This is a genomic window from Myceligenerans indicum (assembly GCF_016742955.1).
GTDB lineage: Bacteria > Actinomycetota > Actinomycetes > Actinomycetales > Cellulomonadaceae > Myceligenerans > Myceligenerans indicum.
Genome location: NZ_JABBYC010000001.1, coordinates 268,301 through 286,773, shown reverse-complemented (window position 1 = coordinate 286,773; position 18,473 = coordinate 268,301). Strand labels below are relative to the sequence as shown.

Genomic DNA, 18,473 nt, shown 5'->3' with positions numbered 1-18,473 from the left:
CCGGCCGTTGCGGTTGCGAGGAATCGCCACCGACCCGCGGTCCCGCGCCTGTAGCTCAGTGGATAGAGCGTCTGCCTCCGGAGCAGAAGGTCGGGGGTTCGAATCCCTTCAGGCGCACCCGAGAAAACAGGCCGTGACCAGCGATTTCGCCGGTCACGGCCTGTTGCCTTGCCCGCTGGACGGCAGCTTCGGGGGCCTCTGCTGGGCCAACTGCTGGGTGATGCCCACGCCTTGGCGGCCCGAACTCGGAGTCGATCGCGGGCCGGCGACCGAGACATGTGGATGGTTGCGGGCGTGTCGTGGTCAGCGTAAGCGTCCGCCCCGTCCCGGGCTCACGACAAGGCAGCCCCGGCGTGGGCGTGCGGCTCCGCCGAGCCCGCCGCCCGCTCTGCCGGGCTGCGCCACAGCGAGACGCCCAGGGCGATGAGCGCCAGCCCGATCGGCACCGCCATCGGGCGGTTGAAGGACTCCGGCAGCACCGCGAGCGCCCCGGTACCGAGTACGCCGAGTCCCAGCAGCACCGACGCCCAGCGCCACAGCACCCCGGTGCGCACGAGCGCGATCGCGAGGATCAGCCCGCCGAGCAGGTACAACATGCCTGACAGTGCCAGGTAGGGCTCGAGGAGGCCGATGTCCGTCGCAGGGGTGCCACCCGCGGCGGTGACGAGCACCGCGTCGACATACGCGGGGTTCGTCCCTGCCAGCACGGGCAGGACCGTCAGCGCGATGACCTCGGTCGCCATGATCATGAGATACCCGACGGCGAAGGTCACGTACCCGACGAGCCCCAGCACACCCGCCTCGCGGTGCTGGCGCAGGTACATGCCGGTCAGCCCGAACACGGCGAGGGCGCCCATGAGCGCCTTGGCGGTGCTGCGCATCGCCCAGTCGAGAGTCTCGGTCGTTTCCGCGGTCATCGGCGGGTGGTTGATCTGGACCGCGACGAAGATCGCTCCTGCGGTCGCCGTGGCGACGGCTGCCGCCTTGGTCAGTCCGGTGGCGGTGATGGCCATGTCTGCTCCTGGGGTTCCGGCCGGAACCGTTCCGACCGCAGCGCGACGGTAGGAGGGGACATGGTGAGCGCGCCTCACACGATGATGTGACTGTGCGCGGATGTGACGGTGCGCGGCGCTTTCGGTGCGCGGATGTCAGAGCAGTCCGAGTTCGCGGGCGCGGGCGACCGCCGCGCGCCGCGTGGTGACCCCGAGCTTCAGGAAGGTGCTCTTGGTGTGCGTGCGGAACGTGTTGATCGAGACGTACAGCTCTTTCGAGATCTCCGGGCCGGACAGCTCCGAGTCCAGCAGTCGCAGCACCTCGCGCTCGCGCTCGCTCAGCGGCTCGATCGGCCCCTGCGGGGTCCGCCCCGGCGACCGTGGTGGCAGAGCCGAGCCCTGCCGGGCGACTGCGTGGAGTGCGAGGATCTCCCGGGCGCGTTTGCCGGCGGGGCCGCCGCGCTCGGCGACAGCGGCCAGGAGAGCCTGCATCGGCGGGCCGTCGTCCAGGAATGCGCGTGCGCTGCCGCCCGATGCGCTCCACAGCACAGCGGGCTCGAGGCGGTCGACGGCCGACTCCCGCGCCCCGCGGGCGTCCTCGGCGAGCGCCGCTGCGATCGCCGCGTCGATGCGGCCACGACCGCGCGAGGTGCCGTCGAGCTGCTCGGCGGCAGCCGCCAGCCAAGCGGCGAGCGCGGTGAGCGCGTGGTCGCCACTGTGTCGCTCCCGGATCTCCAGACGCGCCCAGGTGAGCATGTCGTATTCGGATGCGTAGTCCGGGAGGCCGTCGGCCGGCGGACCGGCGATGCTCTTCTGCCGCGCCCATTCACTCGCCTCGTCCAGTCTGCCCGCCGCGATCAGGACGCGGGCGCGGACGGCGGGGAGCGGCTGCACCTCCGGGAGGAAGCCCGGCAGGAAGGCGGACGTGGCGGCATCGAGCGCGTCGACCGCCTGGCCTGTCTCGCCGCGTGCGAGGGCGAGACGGGCCAGGACGACATGCCGACGGAAGTCGTTCTCCGGCAGACCGGCGCCAGCCCCGAGCCCCGCGGCCGTGTCGAGGTGGGCCGTCGCGCCCGCCACGTCGCCCTGTTCGACGAGGACCTCGGCGAGGCCGACGTGAAGGTCGCCGACCACCGATGCGGCGGCAGGGCTCTTCTCGGCCTCCTCCAGTGCGCGCTCGTACGCCCGCCGTGCCTGGCCGGTGCGTCCCGCCGCGAGTTGCATCGAGCCGATCACGACGGTGGATCCGAGTGCGCTCGCGAGCGTTCCGCCGGCCCGCAGGTTCCCGATCGCGGCGGAGAAGGACGTGATCGCCTCGTCGATGTCGCCCGAGGCCCATTGCGCGAGCGCGAGCAGTCCTCCGGCCGCCCCGCGCGTGTAGTGATCGTCCGTCGGAGCGAACTCGAGCGATCGCCGCGCATGCTTCACGGTGCCGACGACGTCGCCGGATGCCTGTGCGAGGACCGCTCGGTAGCTCTCGACCGTGGCCGGCAGCTCGTCGAGTTCACCGTCGAGCTCACGATGAAACGCGTCAGGGACGGCGGCGCCGAGCCCTGCCACCGGGGTACCGGCGCGTCTGTGTTCGACGCCGGTGCCGTGGAGCCACGGCCGTGCGCCCGCGAGGTCGCCGATCGACAGGCGCGCCCACCCGGCGAACGCCGCGAGCAGGGGGTGCCCGCGGATCAGGTCATCCGGCAGGCGATCCAGCGCGGCGCGCACGATCAGGTCCTGTCTCGAGCGTTTCAGTCGCGGCAGAGCGAGCTCGAGCAGTTCGGCGGCGTCCGTGGAGCTGCCGGCGTCGAGGGCGTGCCCGATCGCCTCGGGAAGCATCTCGTGGGCCGCGTACCACCGCGCCGCGGCCCGATGCAGCCCCGGCTCGTGCTCCGGCTGCCGGAGCGCCAACTGTGCGCGCAGCGCGTCGGCGAACAGCTGGTGGTACCTGAACCACTGGCGGCTGTCGTCGAGTCCGGTCACGAACAACCCGGAGCGTTCGAGCCGCTCGAGCATCCGCCGGCCGTCCTTCCGGCCGGTGACCGCATCGCAGAGTGATCCGGTGAGCTCGCCCAGGAGCGACGTCGTGAGCAGGAACTCGCGCACCTCAGCGGGCTGGCTGTCGAGCACCTCCTCGAGCAGGTAGTCGAGCACGTATCCGTGGCTTCCGGCGAAGGCGTCGACGAAGTCGGCGACCTCGGAAGGGCTGCGGCCCCGCACGCTGAGTCCGGCGAGTTGCAGACCCGCCGCCCAGCCCTCGGTCCGGGACTCGAGGGCGCGCAGCTCCGCGTCCGCCAGATCCAGGCCCATCGCTTCGTTGAGGAACGCACGCGCCTCGCCGAGCGTGAACTGCAGGTCGGCGGCCCTGATCTCGAGCAGTTCGCCGCGCGCCCGCAGCCGGGGAAGGCGCAGCGGAGGATCCACCCGTGTGGTCATCGCGACCATGACGTGAGGCGGAAGGTTCGCCGTCAGGAGGTCGACGGCGTCGTGGACGGCCTGCGACGTGACGAGGTGGTAGTCGTCCAGTGCGATCACGGTCGTGCCGTCGGCGGAGTCCAGTTCGTCGATCAGCCCGGCGATCACGGCATCGGACGCGATCCCGGCGCCGGACTCGAGAGCGCCTGCCGCCTCGGCGGCCATGAGCCCGTCGTGATCAGCCCTGGCCACGGCCATCACGAGGCCGGTGAGGAACCGATCGAGGTCATCGCCGGCCGCGATCGACAGCCACGCGACTCGACGCGGCTCCGCGCCGGCGGTCCTCGCCTTGGTCAGCCACTGCGTCAGCAGAGTCGTCTTGCCGAAGCCCGCAGGCGCGACCACGAGCAGCAGCCGCGGCATCGCGTCGTGCACGGAGTCCAGTCGCTCGGTCAGCCGCGGCCGACTCACCAGCGCACGTCGCGGCGCCGGGATGCTCAGCCGCGTGCCAGGGAACACCATGGGACCAAGGCTATGGGGGTGCGGGTCGGCACAGGTCGCGCTTCCGATTCGCCCGCACGGGAGTGGTGTCTCACGACGCCTGGAGCCGCAAGCCGGATGCGGCCGCGCCGGCAGGGACCCGAACGGCGCGCCGAACCGGCCACAGCCACTTGGCCACAGCCGCTCGGCGGGCTTGCGGAGAAGCCGCGCGACGCCACCCGTCGGCGTGCCCTGCAGGGCCCCGTCCAGCGCGACGCGGGCCGGCACCCGCGACGCGTTCCGCTGATGACCGAGTTGCCGGTATCGTCCGCCCCATGTCCGACGCGATGGCACCCGAACAGGCCACGGCAAGCACCTCAGAAGCATCCACCTCCCCCTCCGCCGGTGACGCCGTCGAGTTCTTCCCGTCACACGGCCACGTGACCTCGCTGACGGTCACGGCGCTCGTCCTGACGATCGTGTGCGGCGCTGCCGCCGTCATCGGGTTCGACACGGCACAGACCACCCCCTCACCGACAGCGCTGGTCGTCACCAGCGCGGGAGCGGTCGGCACGCTCATGGCGCTCGGTGCCGGCCTCATCGCGGTGCGGCGCATGCTGGTGGCGCGCTGGCCCGTCCTGATCGTCGACGACGAAGGCCTCACCGACTGGCTGCCCAACCTCGGCGTCGAACGCGTCGAGTGGTCCGAGGTCACCGGGATCCGGGACGCGAGCCTTGCTGGTCGTACCGTGGTCGCCGTCGACGTCATCGACCCCGACGCCGTCATCAGCCGGCAGCGCACCGCCATCCGGCGCCTCGCCGCCGGCACGAGCCTGCGGCTGGCAGGGACACCCGTCGTCCTGAAGCCGGGCAGCATCGACGCCTCCGCGCAGGAGATCCGGGCCGCCCTCGCTCCGCACGTCACCGGCCGGTAGCCGCGACCGGACCGGCGAACAGAGGGAGGCGGGCCGCATCACGCGGCCCGCCTCTGCTTGTGTAGACTTCCTTGCAAGCACCTGACATGGGCGACAGGGGACCTGCCATGAGCGACCTCGACAAGGCCGGGCACGATGTCGGCCCGGACACCGACTACCGCGACTTCGAGTTCGAGCGGCGCTTCTTCGTCCGTGATTTCCCCCAGGAGCTCCGCGACGCCCCGGCGCTGATCGTCCAGTCCTACTTCGTGGCCGACGACGGCTACGCCCTCCGCGTCCGCGTCCAGGCGAGCGATGTCGCCGTACCGCAGGAGCCCGGAACCACCCCGGACGACGTGCTGCGCGAGCACGCCACGGAGATCGACTTCGCCGCGGTCACCGTCAAGGGACCGGCCGTGGGAGGCACCCGGTACGAGGCCGAGCGCCCCCTCGACACGAGCATCGCCGTCGAACTGGTCCGGCGCGGCGGGAATCGCGTCGTCAAGACCCGGTACGCCGCCTGGCTGGGCGCCGACGGCTGGTCGATCGACGTGTTCGGCGGTGCGAACCATCCGCTGATCGTCGCCGAGTGCGAGCGGTCCCGACCGGTCACCGGGCTTCAGATCCCCGACTTCTGCGTCACCGAGATCACCGACGACGCGCGGTTCTCGAACGACTCGCTCGCCGTGAGGCCGTACGGTTCGTGGGCGGCGTCGTTCGACGCGGAACTCACGGAGCAGGGCCCGCGCTTCCGGCAGGACTTCGGCCCGAACTCCCGCCTCAGCACGAGCTGACGAGCCGGCCCGGACCAGCCGGGCGGAGCTACGCGGGCACCGGACCGCGACGATCACCCGTAGCCGGTGAGCCGCCACCGCGGCACCCGTGTACGAGGCGCGGGATCACCCCTTCCAGAGACCCAGTTCCCGCACTCCCTCGACGTACTCCCAGTGCCACGGCTCGTACTTCTCGCCACCCGCCTGGGCCCACGCCGGGTTCTGCCAGCCGTAGGCCGGAGCGTTCGCCCACAGCCAGGCGTAGATGTCGCTGTCGCTGGTCTCCTGCTTGCAGACGTCGACGGCGAGGCCCCAGCCGTGGTTCGAGGTGCCCGGTGAGGCCGCCCAGTAGCCGAGCCGCGCCTTCACGGCGTACTGCGTGTCCAGGTCGCGATAGCTGGCCACCAGGCACAGGTTCCGCCCGAACTGTGCGCGGAAGGCGCCGTTGAGGGCGGACAGACTGATCGCGGCGTCGGGTCGCAGCCACTCGTCGCCCTGCCACAGCTCGCACAGCGAGTGGTCGGCAAGCAGGCCGTTGCCGCCGTCCACAGGGGCGTCGAGGGAGCAGCCGGGCAGCGGGCTGCGCTCGGCCTCACGGCTGACGGCGTGTGTGTCACCGCGTTCGAGCTGCGGGGCCGCCATGACGTTGTCGGACGCGCGGGGCGCCGTGCTGGGGTCGGTGACCAGGTCGAGGGGCGACGGGCCGGTCGGATCGGCCGCGACCTCGAAGGGCGAGTCGCCACTCCGTTCGGCCTGCTGGGCAAAGGGCGCACCGATCGTCGCGGCCGCGAGAGTGCCCAGCACGGCGGTGCGGGACAGGAACCGCTGCGCGGGCCCGGTGCGGGCGTCGCCGGGCGAGGAGCCTCCCGTGGTGTCCGTCCGGTCGGGGCGTGGGCCACGCCGGACCGTCTGGCTCCGCTCCAGGGCTTCGCGCCGGGCGCGGCGGGTGGGGTACGCGGGCGATGCGCCCGGACCGGCCACTGGCTCCACTGCTCCTCCGATGTCGCAGCCGCTGCCCCCGCGCGGCGGATCGTCGTGTGGCCCCGACCCTAGCGTTCACCGACACCGGTGCCAAGCCGGGCACGACACACATAGGCGAAATGCCGTTCTCACCCGCGCGAGCCGGAGACGGTCCAGGTCACCGGCGCTGCATGGCGTCCCGCACCTCGCCGACGAGTTCCTCGAGCACGTCCTCCAGGAAGACGATGCCCAGCAGGCCACCACCCTCCTCGACCACACGTGCCAGATGCGCGCCCGACCGCTGCATCACGCGCAGCGCGTCCTCCACCTCGTCGCCCGGCCGCACGCTCGCCAGCGCGCGGACACGCCACAGCGCCACGGGCTCGTTCCGCTCCGCACCCGTCGCGTACAGCACGTCCTTGAGGTGCAGGTACCCGATCAGGCGCTCGTCGGCCGCCTCGCCCGGCGAGGCACCCGTGACCGTCTCCTCGGGAAGCTCGTCGGACAGGACGGGGAACCGCGAGAAGCCGTGCTCGGCGACGAGGCGTTCGACCTCGTCAGGAGTCACGCCCTCGGTCAGGGTGACCAGCCCGTCCACCGGGACCATCACGTCTCCGGCGGTCTTCCCGGAGAACTCGAGGGCACCGGCCAGCAGCCCCTGCTCGTCCTCCAGCACGCCCTCGGCCTGCGAGTGCTCCACGATCGACTGAACCTCCTCGGCGGTGAACGCCGAGGCGACCTCGTCACGCGGTTCGATGCCCACCGCCCGCACCGCATGGTTGGCGAGCCAGTTCAGGGCCGTGACGACGGGCCGCACCGCGCGCGCCAGCAGCACGAGCGCGGGCCCGAACCACAGCACCGCCTTCTCCGGTGCCGACACCGCCAGGTTCTTCGGCACCATCTCACCGAGCACCACGTGCAGGTACACGACGATCGCGAGGGCGATCGCGAGGGCGATCGGGTGCGCCAGCGCAGGGCTCGCACCGATCGCGTGCAACGGCTCCTCGAGCAGGTGCGCGAGCGCCGGCTCGGCCACCATGCCCAGCCCCGTGGAGCACACGGTCACCCCGAGCTGTGCGCATGCCAGCATGAGCGAGACGTGCTCCATGGCCCACAGCACGGTCTGTGCGCGGCGGTTGCCCGACGCGGCCAGCGGCTCGATCGCGGAGCGCTTCGCGGACAGCACGGCGAACTCCGCGCCGACGAAGAAGGCGTTCCCCGCCAGCAGCGCGAGAGCGACCATGATCGCGGTGGTGGTGCTCATCCGCGCACCTCCTTCTTCGGGCGCCGCGGGCCGACGACGGTCGCGGGCGGGTTGCCGCCGGCTTCGTCACCGGGCTCCGGGCTGACGCGGAGTCTCTCGATCCGGCGTCCGTCCATCGCCTCGACGCGAAGCGACGCACCAGGGACCGTCACCTCGTCACCGGTCCGGGGCACGCGTCCCAGCTCGGCCATCACGAGTCCACCGAGCGTCTCGTAGGCCGCCCCCTCCGGAACGACGACGCCCGTGTTCTCCTCCAGCTCGTCGGGTCGCAGAACGGCGGGCACGACCCATTCACCGCCGGGAGCCCGCACGACGCCGGCGCGACGCCGGTCGTGCTCGTCGGCGACCTCACCGACGAGCTCCTCCACGACGTCCTCCAGGGTGACCACGCCGGACGTCCCGCCGTACTCGTCGACCACGACGGCCATCTGCAGCCCCAGGTCCCGCAGCTCCACCAGCAGCGGGCCGAGGCCCACCGTCTCCGGGACGCGCGGGGCGTCGACCATCAGCGCCGCTGCCGGGACCTCGCCGCGGCGGTCGTGCGGCACCCCGACGGCGCGGCGCAGGTGCACGAGGCCGACGACGTCGTCCCGGTCCTGCCCGATCACCGGGAAGCGGGAGTGTCCGGTGCGCACGGCGAGCTGTACGACGTCGGCCGCGGTGGCGTCGCGCTCGACCACGACCATGCGCATACGGTCCGTCATGACGTCGTTGGCGCTCAGCTCGTGCAGCTCGATCGAGTTGGTCAGGAGCTGCGCGACGGACTTCTCGAGCGTGCCCTCCTCCGCCGAGCGGCGCACCAGGGAGGCGAGCTCCGTGGCGGACCGGGCCCCGGAGAGCTCCTCGCGCGGCTCGATGCCGACACGTCGCAGGAGGGCGTTGGCCGACCCGTTGAGCACGAGGATGACGGGCTTGAAGAGGATGGTGAACACCCGCTGGAGCGGGATGACGGTGCGGGCGGCGCCGAGGGGCGCCGAGAGCGCGAAGTTCTTGGGGATCAGCTCACCGAACAGCATCGAGAAGCCGTTCACCAGGATGAGGGCGAGCACGGTCGCGGTGGCCAGGGCGACGGCGTCGGACAGCGGGAAGCTGCCGAACATCGAGCCCAGGAGCTCGACCAGCGCAGGCTGTGCCGTGTAGCCGAGCAGGATCGTGGTGACCGTGATGCCGACCTGGGCGGAGGAGAGCTCGGTGGAGAGGCTCTTCAGCGCCGCACGAACGGCACGGTCACGGCGCCTCGGACGGGCGGGGGATGCGGAGCCGGTTGACGAGCCGGGTCTGTCGCCCTCCTCGTCGTCCCCGACCACAGCTGGGTCGAGGGTGACGAGCGAGAACTCGCCGGCAACGAAAATGGCGGTACCTGCGGTGAGGAGCACCCCGACGGCGACCATGATCCAGTCGGCGGTCATCGAGGGCTCCTGGGATGGTGCGCTTCGTTCATCGTGTGCCGATCGTAGCGCCTGGGGTCTTCGATGACGAAGCATCCGCGGCGGCTTTCGCATCCGGGACACGACTGGCCCGCTCGCGGCCCGGGTTCAGCATCCTTTCAGGCTCAGGGGTGCAAGATGGACCCATGTCTTCAGGTACCCCGCAGCAGCCGGGCAGCTCCGCCCGCCCCGACCCCGCGTCGTCGGGCGCCACCGGTACTGGCCAGCAGAGCGCCACGATCCTCGTCGTCGAGGACGAGCCGACCATCGCGACGGCGATCGCCCAGAGGCTGTCCGCGGAGGGCTGGCGGGTGGAGGTCGCGCGTGACGGTTTGTCCGGGGTCGACGCAGCCATGCGGCTGCGCCCCGACGCCATCGTGCTGGACGTGATGCTTCCGGGCATCGACGGGCTCGAGGTGACACGGCGCATCCAGGCCGAGCAGCCGGTGCCGATCCTCATGCTCACGGCCCGTGACGACGAGACGGACATGCTCGTGGGTCTCGGCGTCGGCGCCGACGACTACATGACCAAGCCCTTCTCCATGCGCGAACTCGTCGCCCGGCTCAAGGCCCTGCTGCGACGGGTGGACCGCGCCGTCCAGGCCGCCGCCTCGACCCCCTCGGAGCCGCCGATGGCGATGGGGGACGTCACGGTCGATCGCGCGCAGCGGCGCGTCTACCGCGGCAGCGAGGAGATCCACCTGACTCCCACCGAGTTCGAGCTGCTCGTGATGCTGGCCTCCTCCCCCAAGACCGTTCTCACCCGCGAGCGGCTGCTGGCCGAGGTCTGGGACTGGGCGGACGCCAGCGGCACCCGCACGGTGGACTCGCACATCAAGGCGCTGCGCAGGAAGCTGGGCTCGGACCTGATCAGGACCGTCCACGGTGTGGGGTACGCGTTCGAACCTCCGACGGCCTGAACCGATGAACCGGAAGCTGCCCGGCGTCGCGCGCACCCTGCGCGACGTCCGCCCCCTCGACCCGCTGCGTTCCATCAAGATCAAGCTCGGCATCCTCGTCGCGGCGACGGTGACGCTCGCGGTGCTGATCACGTGGCTCGGCCTGCAGCTGGAGATGGGCCCGAGCCGGACGTTCCCCGTGGCGATCCTCCTGTCGCTCGTGCTGACCCAGTTCCTGGCGCGCGGCATGACGTCCCCGCTGCGGGAGATGACTCACGCCGTCCAGGCGATGGCCGACGGCGACTACACCACTCGCGTGCGCGCGACCAGCCGGGACGAGGTGGGCCAGCTGGCCGCCGCGTTCAATCAGATGTCGGAGGACCTGGCGTCGGTCGAGCAGACCCGGCGGGACCTGATCGCGAACGTGTCCCACGAGCTGCGCACCCCCGTGGCCGCGCTTCAGGCGCAGCTGGAGAACATGGTCGACGGCGTGGTCCCGGCCACGCCCGCGATGCTCGAACAGGCGCACGCGCAGACCGAGCGGCTGACGCGCCTGGTCACCTATCTGCTGGACCTGTCGCGCCTCGAGGCGGGTGCGTCGGCCCTGTCGGTCTCGGAGTTCGACGTCGGTGATCTCATGGAGGAGTGCGCCGACGGCCTCCAGATGGTCGATGCCGCCAAGGACCTGCACTACATCATCGACGTGACCCCTCCGAACCTCACGATCGAGGCCGACCGCGAGCGGCTGCACCAGGTTCTGACGAACCTGCTGCAGAACGCCATCCGGCACTCGCCTCAAGGCGGCGACGTCCGCATGGATGCCTACCCTGTCGGCGACACCGTGGTCCTGGAGGTCAGCGACCAGGGGCCGGGAATCGCACCGCAGGACCGGGAGCGGATCTTCCAGCGGTTCGCACGCGGCACGGCGTCCGTCCCCGGTTCGGCGGCGTCCGCCGTCGGCGCCGCCACGGAGAGTGGGGCGGGCGTCTTCGGGGGGACACCGCCTGCGAGCGGTGGCACCGGGATCGGCCTGGCGATCGTCCGCTGGGCGGTGGAGCTCCACGGCGGCCACGTCGAGGTGGCGGACTCGAGCGAGGGCGCCACGATGCGGGTCACGCTCCCGGCGAGCGCGCACCCCGCCCCCGGCGTGAGCGCCGAGCACCTCGGCGCGGAGTGACGCCGCCACCGGCCCTGACGGAAATGCCCTGGTGCCGCTCCAGGGCATTTCCCGTGGCGAAGCGGAGCGGGAGGTGTAGAGACATCGAGCGTGCAGGACAACCCCATAAAGGGGTGATCTCTGTCACACAGACCAGGGATTGTCTGCCGCTATCGCGCGGTGGAAACATGGCGTTGACGGGTTCGAGAACGAATGTTGCCTGCATTTTGCCTGCCCAGCAGAATCCATGACGAAGCATCGGCGATGGCGCGTCAGGACGGCGAAAACCTGTGGACGTCACACCCGCCTCCGGGCCCGCAAGGCATACCCTTGTGCTGTCCGAAACCATCGGGCTGAGGGCGTGACCGGTCCAACGCCGGCCGCCTCACAGAGCGCAGAATCTATGGGTGAAGGTGGGCGATCCGCGCGTGTCCCCTAAGGCTGGTTCAGAGTCGATCAGCGTGGCGAGCTCGTCGTTCGGAGCCAATGAGTGGCTCGTCGACGAGCTCTACCAGCAGTATCTGAAGGACAAGAACGCCGTCGACCCCGCGTGGTGGGAGTTCTTCGAGGACTACACGCCATCACCGGACAATGCGCGTAAGGCGGTTGACACGCAGTCGGCTCCCCCGGAGGCAGCGGCACCGCCCGCGCCCGCGCCCGCGCAGCCGAAGACGCCGTCGGGCGCTCACGGCACCGCGGCCGCCGAGGCCGCGCAGGAGCCGGCCGAGAAGGCCCTCCCGGCGGACCCCAAGGTCACCGCCGCGGCTCCGCCCGTCGCGACGCCGGCGGTGCAGGACTACGGACAGTCCCTCCTGCAGCCCAAGCCCCACCACGACGACGCCGTCGACGACGTGCAGAAGCTGCGCGGGCCCGCCGCGCGCGTCGTGACGAACATGGAGTCGTCGCTGGAGGTCCCCACCGCGACGTCGGTGCGCGCGGTGCCCGCCAAGCTCATGGTGGACAACCGGATCGTCATCAACAACCATCTCAAGCGCGGGCGCGGTGGCAAGATCTCGTTCACCCACCTGATCGGCTACGCGCTGGTCGAGGCGCTGAGCGACATCCGGGTGATGAACTCGCACTACGAGATGGTCGACGGGAAGCCGGGCGTGAACCACCCCGCGCACGTGGGCTTCGGGCTCGCCATCGACCTCGCCAAGCCGGACGGCTCCCGCCAGCTCCTGGTGCCGAGCATCAAGAAGGCCGAGGAGCTCGACTTCGCGGAGTTCGTCGCCGCCTACGAGGACCTGGTCCGCAAGGCGCGGGGCGGCAAGCTCGGCGTCACCGACTTCCAGGGCACCACCGTCTCCCTGACCAACCCGGGCGGGATCGGCACGGTGCACTCCGTGCCGCGCCTCATGCAGGGCCAGGGCACCATCGTCGGCGTCGGCGCCATGGACTACCCGGCGGAGTTCGCGGGGGCGTCGGACGAGCAGCTCGCGCGCATGGGCGTCTCGAAGGTCATGACGCTCACCTCGACGTACGACCACCGCATCATCCAGGGCGCCCAGTCCGGCGAGTTCCTGAAGATCATCGCCGGGAAGCTGCTCGGCCTCGACGGCTTCTACGACCGCGTCTTCGCGGCCCTCCGCGTCCCGTACGAGCCGGTTCGCTGGGTGCGCGACAACACCGTCGACTCCGACGTCGAAGCCGCCAAGCCGGCCAAGATCGCGGAGATCATCCAGTCGTTCCGCTCGCGCGGGCACCTCATGGCGGACACCGACCCGCTCGCCTACCGCCAGCGCCGGCACCCGGACCTGGACATCCAGAACCACGGCATGACGCTGTGGGACCTGGACCGTGTCTTCCCCACCGCCGGCTTCGGCCCGAAGGCCAAGATGAAGCTGCGCGACATCCTGGGCCTGTTGCGCGACTCCTACTGCCGCTCCATCGGCGTGGAGTACATGCACATCGCCGACGTGGCGCAGCGCAAGTGGCTCCAGGAGCGCCTGGAGTCCAGCTACGCCAAGACCCCGCGAGAGGACCAGCTGCGCATCCTGCGCCGCCTGAACTCCGCCGAGGCGTTCGAGACGTTCCTGCAGACCAAGTACGTCGGCCAGAAGCGCTTCTCCCTGGAGGGCGGCGAGTCTCTCATCCCGCTGCTCGACGCGATCCTCTCGCGGGCCGCGGAGGGCGGCCTGGACGAGGTGGGGCTCGGCATGGCCCACCGCGGTCGGCTCAACGTGCTGGCGAACATCGCCGGCAAGAGCTACGCCCAGATCTTCAAGGAGTTCGAGGGCCAGATCGACCCGAAGTCCGTGCAGGGCTCCGGCGACGTGAAGTACCACCTGGGCACCGAGGGCACGTTCACCGCGGAGTCCGGCGCGACCACCAAGGTGTACCTCGCCGCCAACCCGTCCCACCTCGAAGCGGTGGACCCGGTGCTCGAGGGCATCGTGCGCGCCAAGCAGGACCGCATCGACCTGGGCGCCGACGGCTTCTCCGTGCTGCCGATCCTGGTGCACGGTGACGCCGCGTTCGCCGGCCAGGGTGTCGTGCCCGAGGTTCTGAACCTCGCGCAGCTTCGCGGGTACCGCACCGGCGGCACCATCCACGTCATCGTGAACAACCAGGTGGGCTTCACCACCGGTCCGCAGTCGTCGCGGTCGACGACCTACGCGACCGACGTCGCCAAGGGCTACCAGGTCCCCGTCTTCCACGTGAACGGTGACGACCCCGAAGCCGTCGTGCGGGTGGCCGAGCTGGCCTTCGCGTTCCGTGAGCAGTTCAGCCAGGACGTGATCGTCGACCTGATCTGCTACCGCCGCCGCGGCCACAACGAGGGCGACGACCCCTCGATGACCCAGCCGATGATGTACAACCTCATCGAGGCGAAGCGGTCCGTGCGCAAGCTGTACACGGAGAACCTGGTCGCACGTGGCGACATCACGGTCGAAGAGGCCGAGGCCGCGCTGCAGGACTACCAGAAGCAGCTCGAACGGGTCTTCACCGAGACCAAGGCCGACTTCACCCCGGCGCCGCAGTCGGAGCTCATCGCCGGCCTGGAGCGCCCCGAGGCGCAGCTCGAGGACGCCGGCACGATGGTGGGCTGGCAGACCGCGATCAGTCACGACGTGCTGCAGCGCATCGGCTCGGTGCACACCGCGCCCCCGGAGGGCTTCAGCGTCCACCCGAAGCTGGCCAAGCTGCTCGAGACCCGCGAGATCATGTCCAAGGACGGCGGCATCGACTGGGGCTTCGGTGAGCTCGCGGCATTCGGTTCGCTGCTGATCGAGGGCACGCCGGTCCGCCTGGCGGGCCAGGACTCCCGCCGCGGCACGTTCGTGCAGCGGCACGCGGTCCTGCACGACCGTGAGACGGGCGCCGAGTGGACGCCGCTGCTGTACCTCACACCGGACCAGGCGAAGTTCTGGGTGTACGACTCCTCGCTCAGCGAGTACGCGGCCCTCGGGTTCGAGTACGGCTACTCCGTCGAGCGCCCCGACGCCCTGGTGCTCTGGGAGGCGCAGTTCGGCGACTTCGTCAACGGCGCCCAGACCGTGATCGACGAGTTCATCTCGTCGGCGGAGCAGAAGTGGGGCCAGTCGTCGTCGGCGGTCATGCTCCTGCCGCACGGCTACGAGGGCCAGGGCCCGGACCACTCCTCGGCCCGCATCGAGCGCTTCCTGCAGCTCGGCGCGGAGCACAACATGACGATCGCGCAGCCCAGCACGCCGGCGTCGTACTTCCACCTGCTGCGCCGCCAGGCGTACGCACGCCCGCGCCGGCCGCTCGTGGTGTTCACCCCCAAGCAGCTGCTGCGGCTCAAGGCCGCGGCGTCGGCCGTCGAGGACTTCACGTCGGGCACGTTCCAGCCCGTGCTGGGCGATCCCACCGCGGACCCGGCGAAGGTCGAACGGGTGATCCTGTGCACGGGCCGCCTGTACTACGACCTCCTCGCCGAGCGCACGAAGCGCGGCGACGAGGGCGTGAGCCTGGTCCGCCTGGAGCAGCTCTACCCGTTCCCGGAGGAGCAGATCCGCGCGGAGATCGCGAAGTACCCGAACGCCGAGGTCGTGTGGATGCAGGACGAGCCGCAGAACCAGGGCGCGTGGTCCTACATCCACCTGGCCCTGCCGACGGACCTGCCCTACGTCAAGGTGATCAGCCGTGGCGCCTCCGCCTCCACGGCCGCCGGCACCGCCAAGCTCCACCAGGCCCAGCAGAAGTACCTCATCGAGGAAGCCTTCACCCGCTAGGCCGACCGGCTCGGGCCATCGCTTGCCGTGGCCGCGAGAGACTCAGGCCGGCTGTTCGACGGATCCCGTTCCGTCGAACAGCCGGTCACTCGTCCTGGGGGACGCCCAGCCAGGAGTGCCAGCCCGTGTGCAGGACGAGCCACGCCATGAGGCCGTACCCAGCCTGGCCCGGGTAGGTGGTCCCGTTCTGCGCGAGGTCCGCCAGCCACTGCTCGTGCGAGGCCAGCGGGGCGTACGTGTCCACGTACGGCACGCGGCGCCGGCTCGCGACGTCGGCGAACGCATCCGACAGCTCGGCGATCCGGTCGCCCTGGTCGGGCGTCCCGGGGGGCGGTCCGACGACGAACGTGGGTGTCCGGTTCGCCTCCGCCACGTCGAGGATGTTGGCGAGGTTCAACCGCGACCGCGCGACCGACAGACCGGCAGCCACGTCGTGCCGCCCGAGCGCGACGACAAGCCGGTTGTCGACCTCGTGCTCCAGGCCGAAGCGCGCGCCGGTCTCCGCCTCCCAGCGGCTGCTGAGCTGGGTCGACGTCTCTCCGGGGACGGCAAGGGTGAAGACCATCGCGGGCCGGCCGAAGCTCGTCCGCGCCACGACGCGACCGGTCCAGCCGAGCGCTCTCGCGTCACCGACACCGGTGGCCAGCTCGTCGCCGACGACACAGATGCGCACCTGGCGTTCCTGCACGGGGACCTCTCCTTGCCTCAGCACTCATCCTGCCGCTCCGGGGACAACGTCGCGCCGGCACCTCGATCCTCGGTCCTCGCGCAGCGCTCCGCCCCTCGTCGCGTCAGTGGGCCGGTTCGCACGTCGCCCGGCCGACTCCATTGTCGGTCAACCGGGATGGACCGCCTGGGATTTCGCGCTCAGGCGCGCCGTTCGCCGACAAGCGCGACCCCCCAGCGCGCCCGGTGGGTGTCCCCCGGGGCGAGCCGGACGAGCCGATCACCGGTGACAAAGGCGTCCGCGTAGCAGGTCATCGGCTCCGCCGCCAGGCCCATCCTGCGGTAGCCCTCTCCGACATGGTCGCCGGAGCACGCCTGCCACACGTCCATGGAACCGTCCATCCACAACGCGGCCGTCCGTCCGTCCGTCCCCGTGAGCCGGATCCAGGCCAGGCCGTCGTCGTCCCGCAGCACGTCGATGAACGCGTCGTCCAGATCGCGCCCTGCCATGGAGACCGGTTCGCGCATGTCGAACGCGCCGGCAACAGGCTCCGTCCCGACAGGCAGGAGACGGTCGTCGGTGGTGACCCGGGTCGCGGCATCGAGCCGGACCGTGCAGTCGTCGAGGTCCGCCCCGCCGGTCGAGAGCCACGGGTGGAACCCCGCGCCGTACGGCGCGGTCCCGGTACCGACGTTCGTCGTGGTCAACGTCACGGTCAGACCGCCGTCGGACAGGGCGTACGTGATCTGGGCGGTGAGCTGGAACGGGTATCCGGGTTGCGGCACGACGTCGAGCCCCAGCGTGACCGACACATCGGTGCGGTCGACCAGGCTCCAGCGCTCCCAGGCCGCGAGCCCGTGCAGCGCCGTGCCGCGTGCCGGCTCGGTCACGGGAAGCGAGTAGGAGACACCGTCCGCCTCGTAGCGACCGTCGCGCAGGCGGTTGGGCCAGGGCAGGAGCACGGCGCCGTTGAAGACGGGGTTGACCTCGTCGGCCGCGAAGGGAACGACGACGTCTCGGCCACCCACCGTGTACTCGCGCAGGGCAGCGCCCACCTCGGTGACGGTGACATGCTGTTCGCCGTACGAAATGCTGTGCTGGGTGCCGGACGGCGCGGGTACCGTCTGTGGGTCTGTCATCACCCTCACACCTTAGAGGCTGCGTGGAACCGGGAAGTTTCCGCGCCGTGCGGATAGCGTGGGACAGAGAACAACCGACGCGGCGCGCGCCCCGGGGCGCGCTGCGTTCCCCACACGGCCCGAGGACGGGCCACGCGGGCTCTGAAGCGCCCGCGTCATGAGCAGGAGGATCAATGGAACAGCAGGTACTCGGACGGTCGGGCCGCCTCGTCTCGGCGGTTGGCCTGGGCACCTGGCAGCTCGGGGCGGACTGGGGTGACGTCTCGGAGACGGAAGCCCGCGATGCCCTGGAAGCCTCCCTCGAGGCGGGCGTGACGTTCTTCGACACGGCCGACGTGTACGGCGACGGCCGCAGCGAGCAGATGATCGGTGCGTTCCTCAAGGATCACGCGGACGCCGGCATCACCGTGGCCACCAAGATGGGCCGCCGGATGGACCAGGTGCCCGAGAACTACGTCCTGGACAACTTCCGTGCCTGGACGGACCGGTCCCGGAAGAACCTCGGCACGGAGCGGCTCGACCTCGTGCAGCTCCACTGCCCGCCCACGCCCGTGTACTCGTCGGACGAGGTGTACGACGCGCTCGACACCCTCGTGGACGAGGGCGTCATGGCGAACTACGGGGTGAGCGTCGAGACGACGGCGGAGGCGCTCACGGCCATCGCCCGCCCGGGCGTGGCCACCGTGCAGATCATCCTCAACGCCTTCCGGCTCAAGCCGTTGGACGAGGTCCTCCCGGCGGCCTCCGCGGCCGGCGTGGGCGTCATCGCACGCGTCCCCCTCGCGTCCGGCCTGCTGTCCGGCAAATACACCGCGGACACGACGTTCGCCGAGAACGACCACCGCAGCTTCAACCGGGAAGGTGCCGCCTTCGACGTCGGCGAGACGTTCTCCGGCGTGCCCTACGAGGTGGGCCTGGAAGCCGCCGCGCGCTTCTCGGAACTGACCGCCCAGTGCTTCGACGGAGACCTGACCCCGGCGCAGGCCGCGATCGCGTGGGTCTGGCAGCAGCCGGGCGTCTCCACGGTGATCCCGGGCGCTCGCAACGCCGACCAGGCTCGGACGAACGCCGCAGCCGGCGATGCGGCGACCCTCGGGCCGTTGTTCACGTCCGGTGTGCGGGAGATCTACGACGAGCTCATCAAGGAGCATGTCGCCGACAAGTGGTGAGTCGGGGACCGGCGGTGGGCGACAGGCA

General features: G+C 70.9%; 13 protein-coding genes and 1 tRNA gene. 7 read left to right on the top strand and 7 right to left on the bottom strand.

From position 1 onward, the window contains the following. Positions 1 to 44 precede the first annotated feature (44 nt). A tRNA-Arg gene (locus tag HGK34_RS01185) sits at positions 45 to 117 on the top strand. Positions 118 to 332: 215 nt separating this feature from the next. Here HGK34_RS01185 and HGK34_RS01180 read toward each other — a convergent pair. Together HGK34_RS01180 and HGK34_RS01175 are read right to left on the bottom strand one after the other, a co-directional pair. Beyond that, positions 333 to 1,013 carry a hypothetical protein gene (locus HGK34_RS01180; RefSeq protein ID WP_201844716.1) on the bottom strand — a complete coding sequence of 227 codons (681 nt, stop codon included), beginning with the start codon at positions 1,011 to 1,013 and terminating at the stop codon, positions 333 to 335. A 135-nt stretch (positions 1,014 to 1,148) separates the two neighbouring features. Next, positions 1,149 to 3,920 carry a winged helix-turn-helix domain-containing protein gene (locus HGK34_RS01175; RefSeq protein WP_201844715.1) on the bottom strand — a complete coding sequence of 924 codons (2,772 nt, stop codon included), beginning with the start codon at positions 3,918 to 3,920 and terminating at the stop codon, positions 1,149 to 1,151. A 293-nt stretch (positions 3,921 to 4,213) separates the two neighbouring features. On the opposite strand from HGK34_RS01175, the gene HGK34_RS01170 reads away from it, so the two are divergent. Together HGK34_RS01170 and HGK34_RS01165 are read left to right on the top strand one after the other, a co-directional pair. Beyond that, positions 4,214 to 4,813, top strand: coding sequence for an STM3941 family protein (locus HGK34_RS01170; RefSeq protein WP_201844714.1), 600 nt, complete (start codon positions 4,214 to 4,216; stop codon positions 4,811 to 4,813). A 107-nt stretch (positions 4,814 to 4,920) separates the two neighbouring features. Then, a complete protein-coding gene (locus HGK34_RS01165; protein ID WP_201844713.1) occupies positions 4,921 to 5,586 on the top strand; it encodes a CYTH domain-containing protein in 666 nt (221 codons plus the stop codon). Between the two features lie 105 nt (positions 5,587 to 5,691). On the opposite strand, the gene HGK34_RS01160 is transcribed toward HGK34_RS01165, so the two are convergent. From HGK34_RS01160 to HGK34_RS01150, 3 genes are all read right to left on the bottom strand, one after another. After that, positions 5,692 to 6,555, bottom strand: a complete 864-nt coding sequence (locus HGK34_RS01160; RefSeq protein WP_307815630.1) for a M15 family metallopeptidase — start codon at positions 6,553 to 6,555, stop codon at positions 5,692 to 5,694. Positions 6,556 to 6,703: 148 nt separating this feature from the next. Further along, a complete protein-coding gene (locus HGK34_RS01155; RefSeq protein ID WP_201844712.1) occupies positions 6,704 to 7,789 on the bottom strand; it encodes a hemolysin family protein in 1,086 nt (361 codons plus the stop codon). Beyond that, complete coding sequence (locus HGK34_RS01150; protein ID WP_201844711.1) at positions 7,786 to 9,198, bottom strand: hemolysin family protein; 1,413 nt, start codon at positions 9,196 to 9,198, stop codon at positions 7,786 to 7,788. Before HGK34_RS01150 ends, HGK34_RS01155 begins: the two co-directional genes overlap by 4 nt. 164 nt (positions 9,199 to 9,362) lie before the next feature. On the opposite strand from HGK34_RS01150, the gene HGK34_RS01145 reads away from it, so the two are divergent. From HGK34_RS01145 to HGK34_RS01135, 3 genes are all read left to right on the top strand, one after another. Then, the gene (locus HGK34_RS01145) at positions 9,363 to 10,136 is read left to right on the top strand and encodes a response regulator transcription factor (RefSeq protein ID WP_244666257.1); all 774 of its coding nucleotides are present in this window, start codon (positions 9,363 to 9,365) and stop codon (positions 10,134 to 10,136) included. 4 nt (positions 10,137 to 10,140) lie between these two features. Beyond that, positions 10,141 to 11,292, top strand: coding sequence for a sensor histidine kinase (locus HGK34_RS01140; RefSeq protein ID WP_201844710.1), 1,152 nt, complete (start codon positions 10,141 to 10,143; stop codon positions 11,290 to 11,292). Positions 11,293 to 11,732: 440 nt separating this feature from the next. Further along, complete coding sequence (locus HGK34_RS01135; RefSeq protein WP_307815629.1) at positions 11,733 to 15,470, top strand: multifunctional oxoglutarate decarboxylase/oxoglutarate dehydrogenase thiamine pyrophosphate-binding subunit/dihydrolipoyllysine-residue succinyltransferase subunit; 3,738 nt, start codon at positions 11,733 to 11,735, stop codon at positions 15,468 to 15,470. A gap of 85 nt (positions 15,471 to 15,555) precedes the next feature. Here the strand turns inward: HGK34_RS01135 and HGK34_RS01130 are convergent, their stop codons facing one another. Together HGK34_RS01130 and HGK34_RS01125 are read right to left on the bottom strand one after the other, a co-directional pair. Beyond that, on the bottom strand, positions 15,556 to 16,158 hold the full coding sequence (locus HGK34_RS01130; RefSeq protein ID WP_307815627.1) for a GDSL-type esterase/lipase family protein: 603 nt from the start codon (positions 16,156 to 16,158) through the stop codon (positions 15,556 to 15,558). A gap of 179 nt (positions 16,159 to 16,337) precedes the next feature. Then, positions 16,338 to 17,276: an aldose 1-epimerase family protein gene (locus HGK34_RS01125; RefSeq protein WP_201844709.1), complete on the bottom strand. Its 939-nt coding sequence runs from the start codon at positions 17,274 to 17,276 to the stop codon at positions 16,338 to 16,340. 173 nt (positions 17,277 to 17,449) lie between these two features. Here HGK34_RS01125 and HGK34_RS01120 point away from each other — a divergent pair, with 173 nt between their 5' ends. Then, a complete protein-coding gene (locus HGK34_RS01120; RefSeq protein WP_201844708.1) occupies positions 17,450 to 18,445 on the top strand; it encodes an aldo/keto reductase in 996 nt (331 codons plus the stop codon). Positions 18,446 to 18,473: the final 28 nt, after the last annotated feature.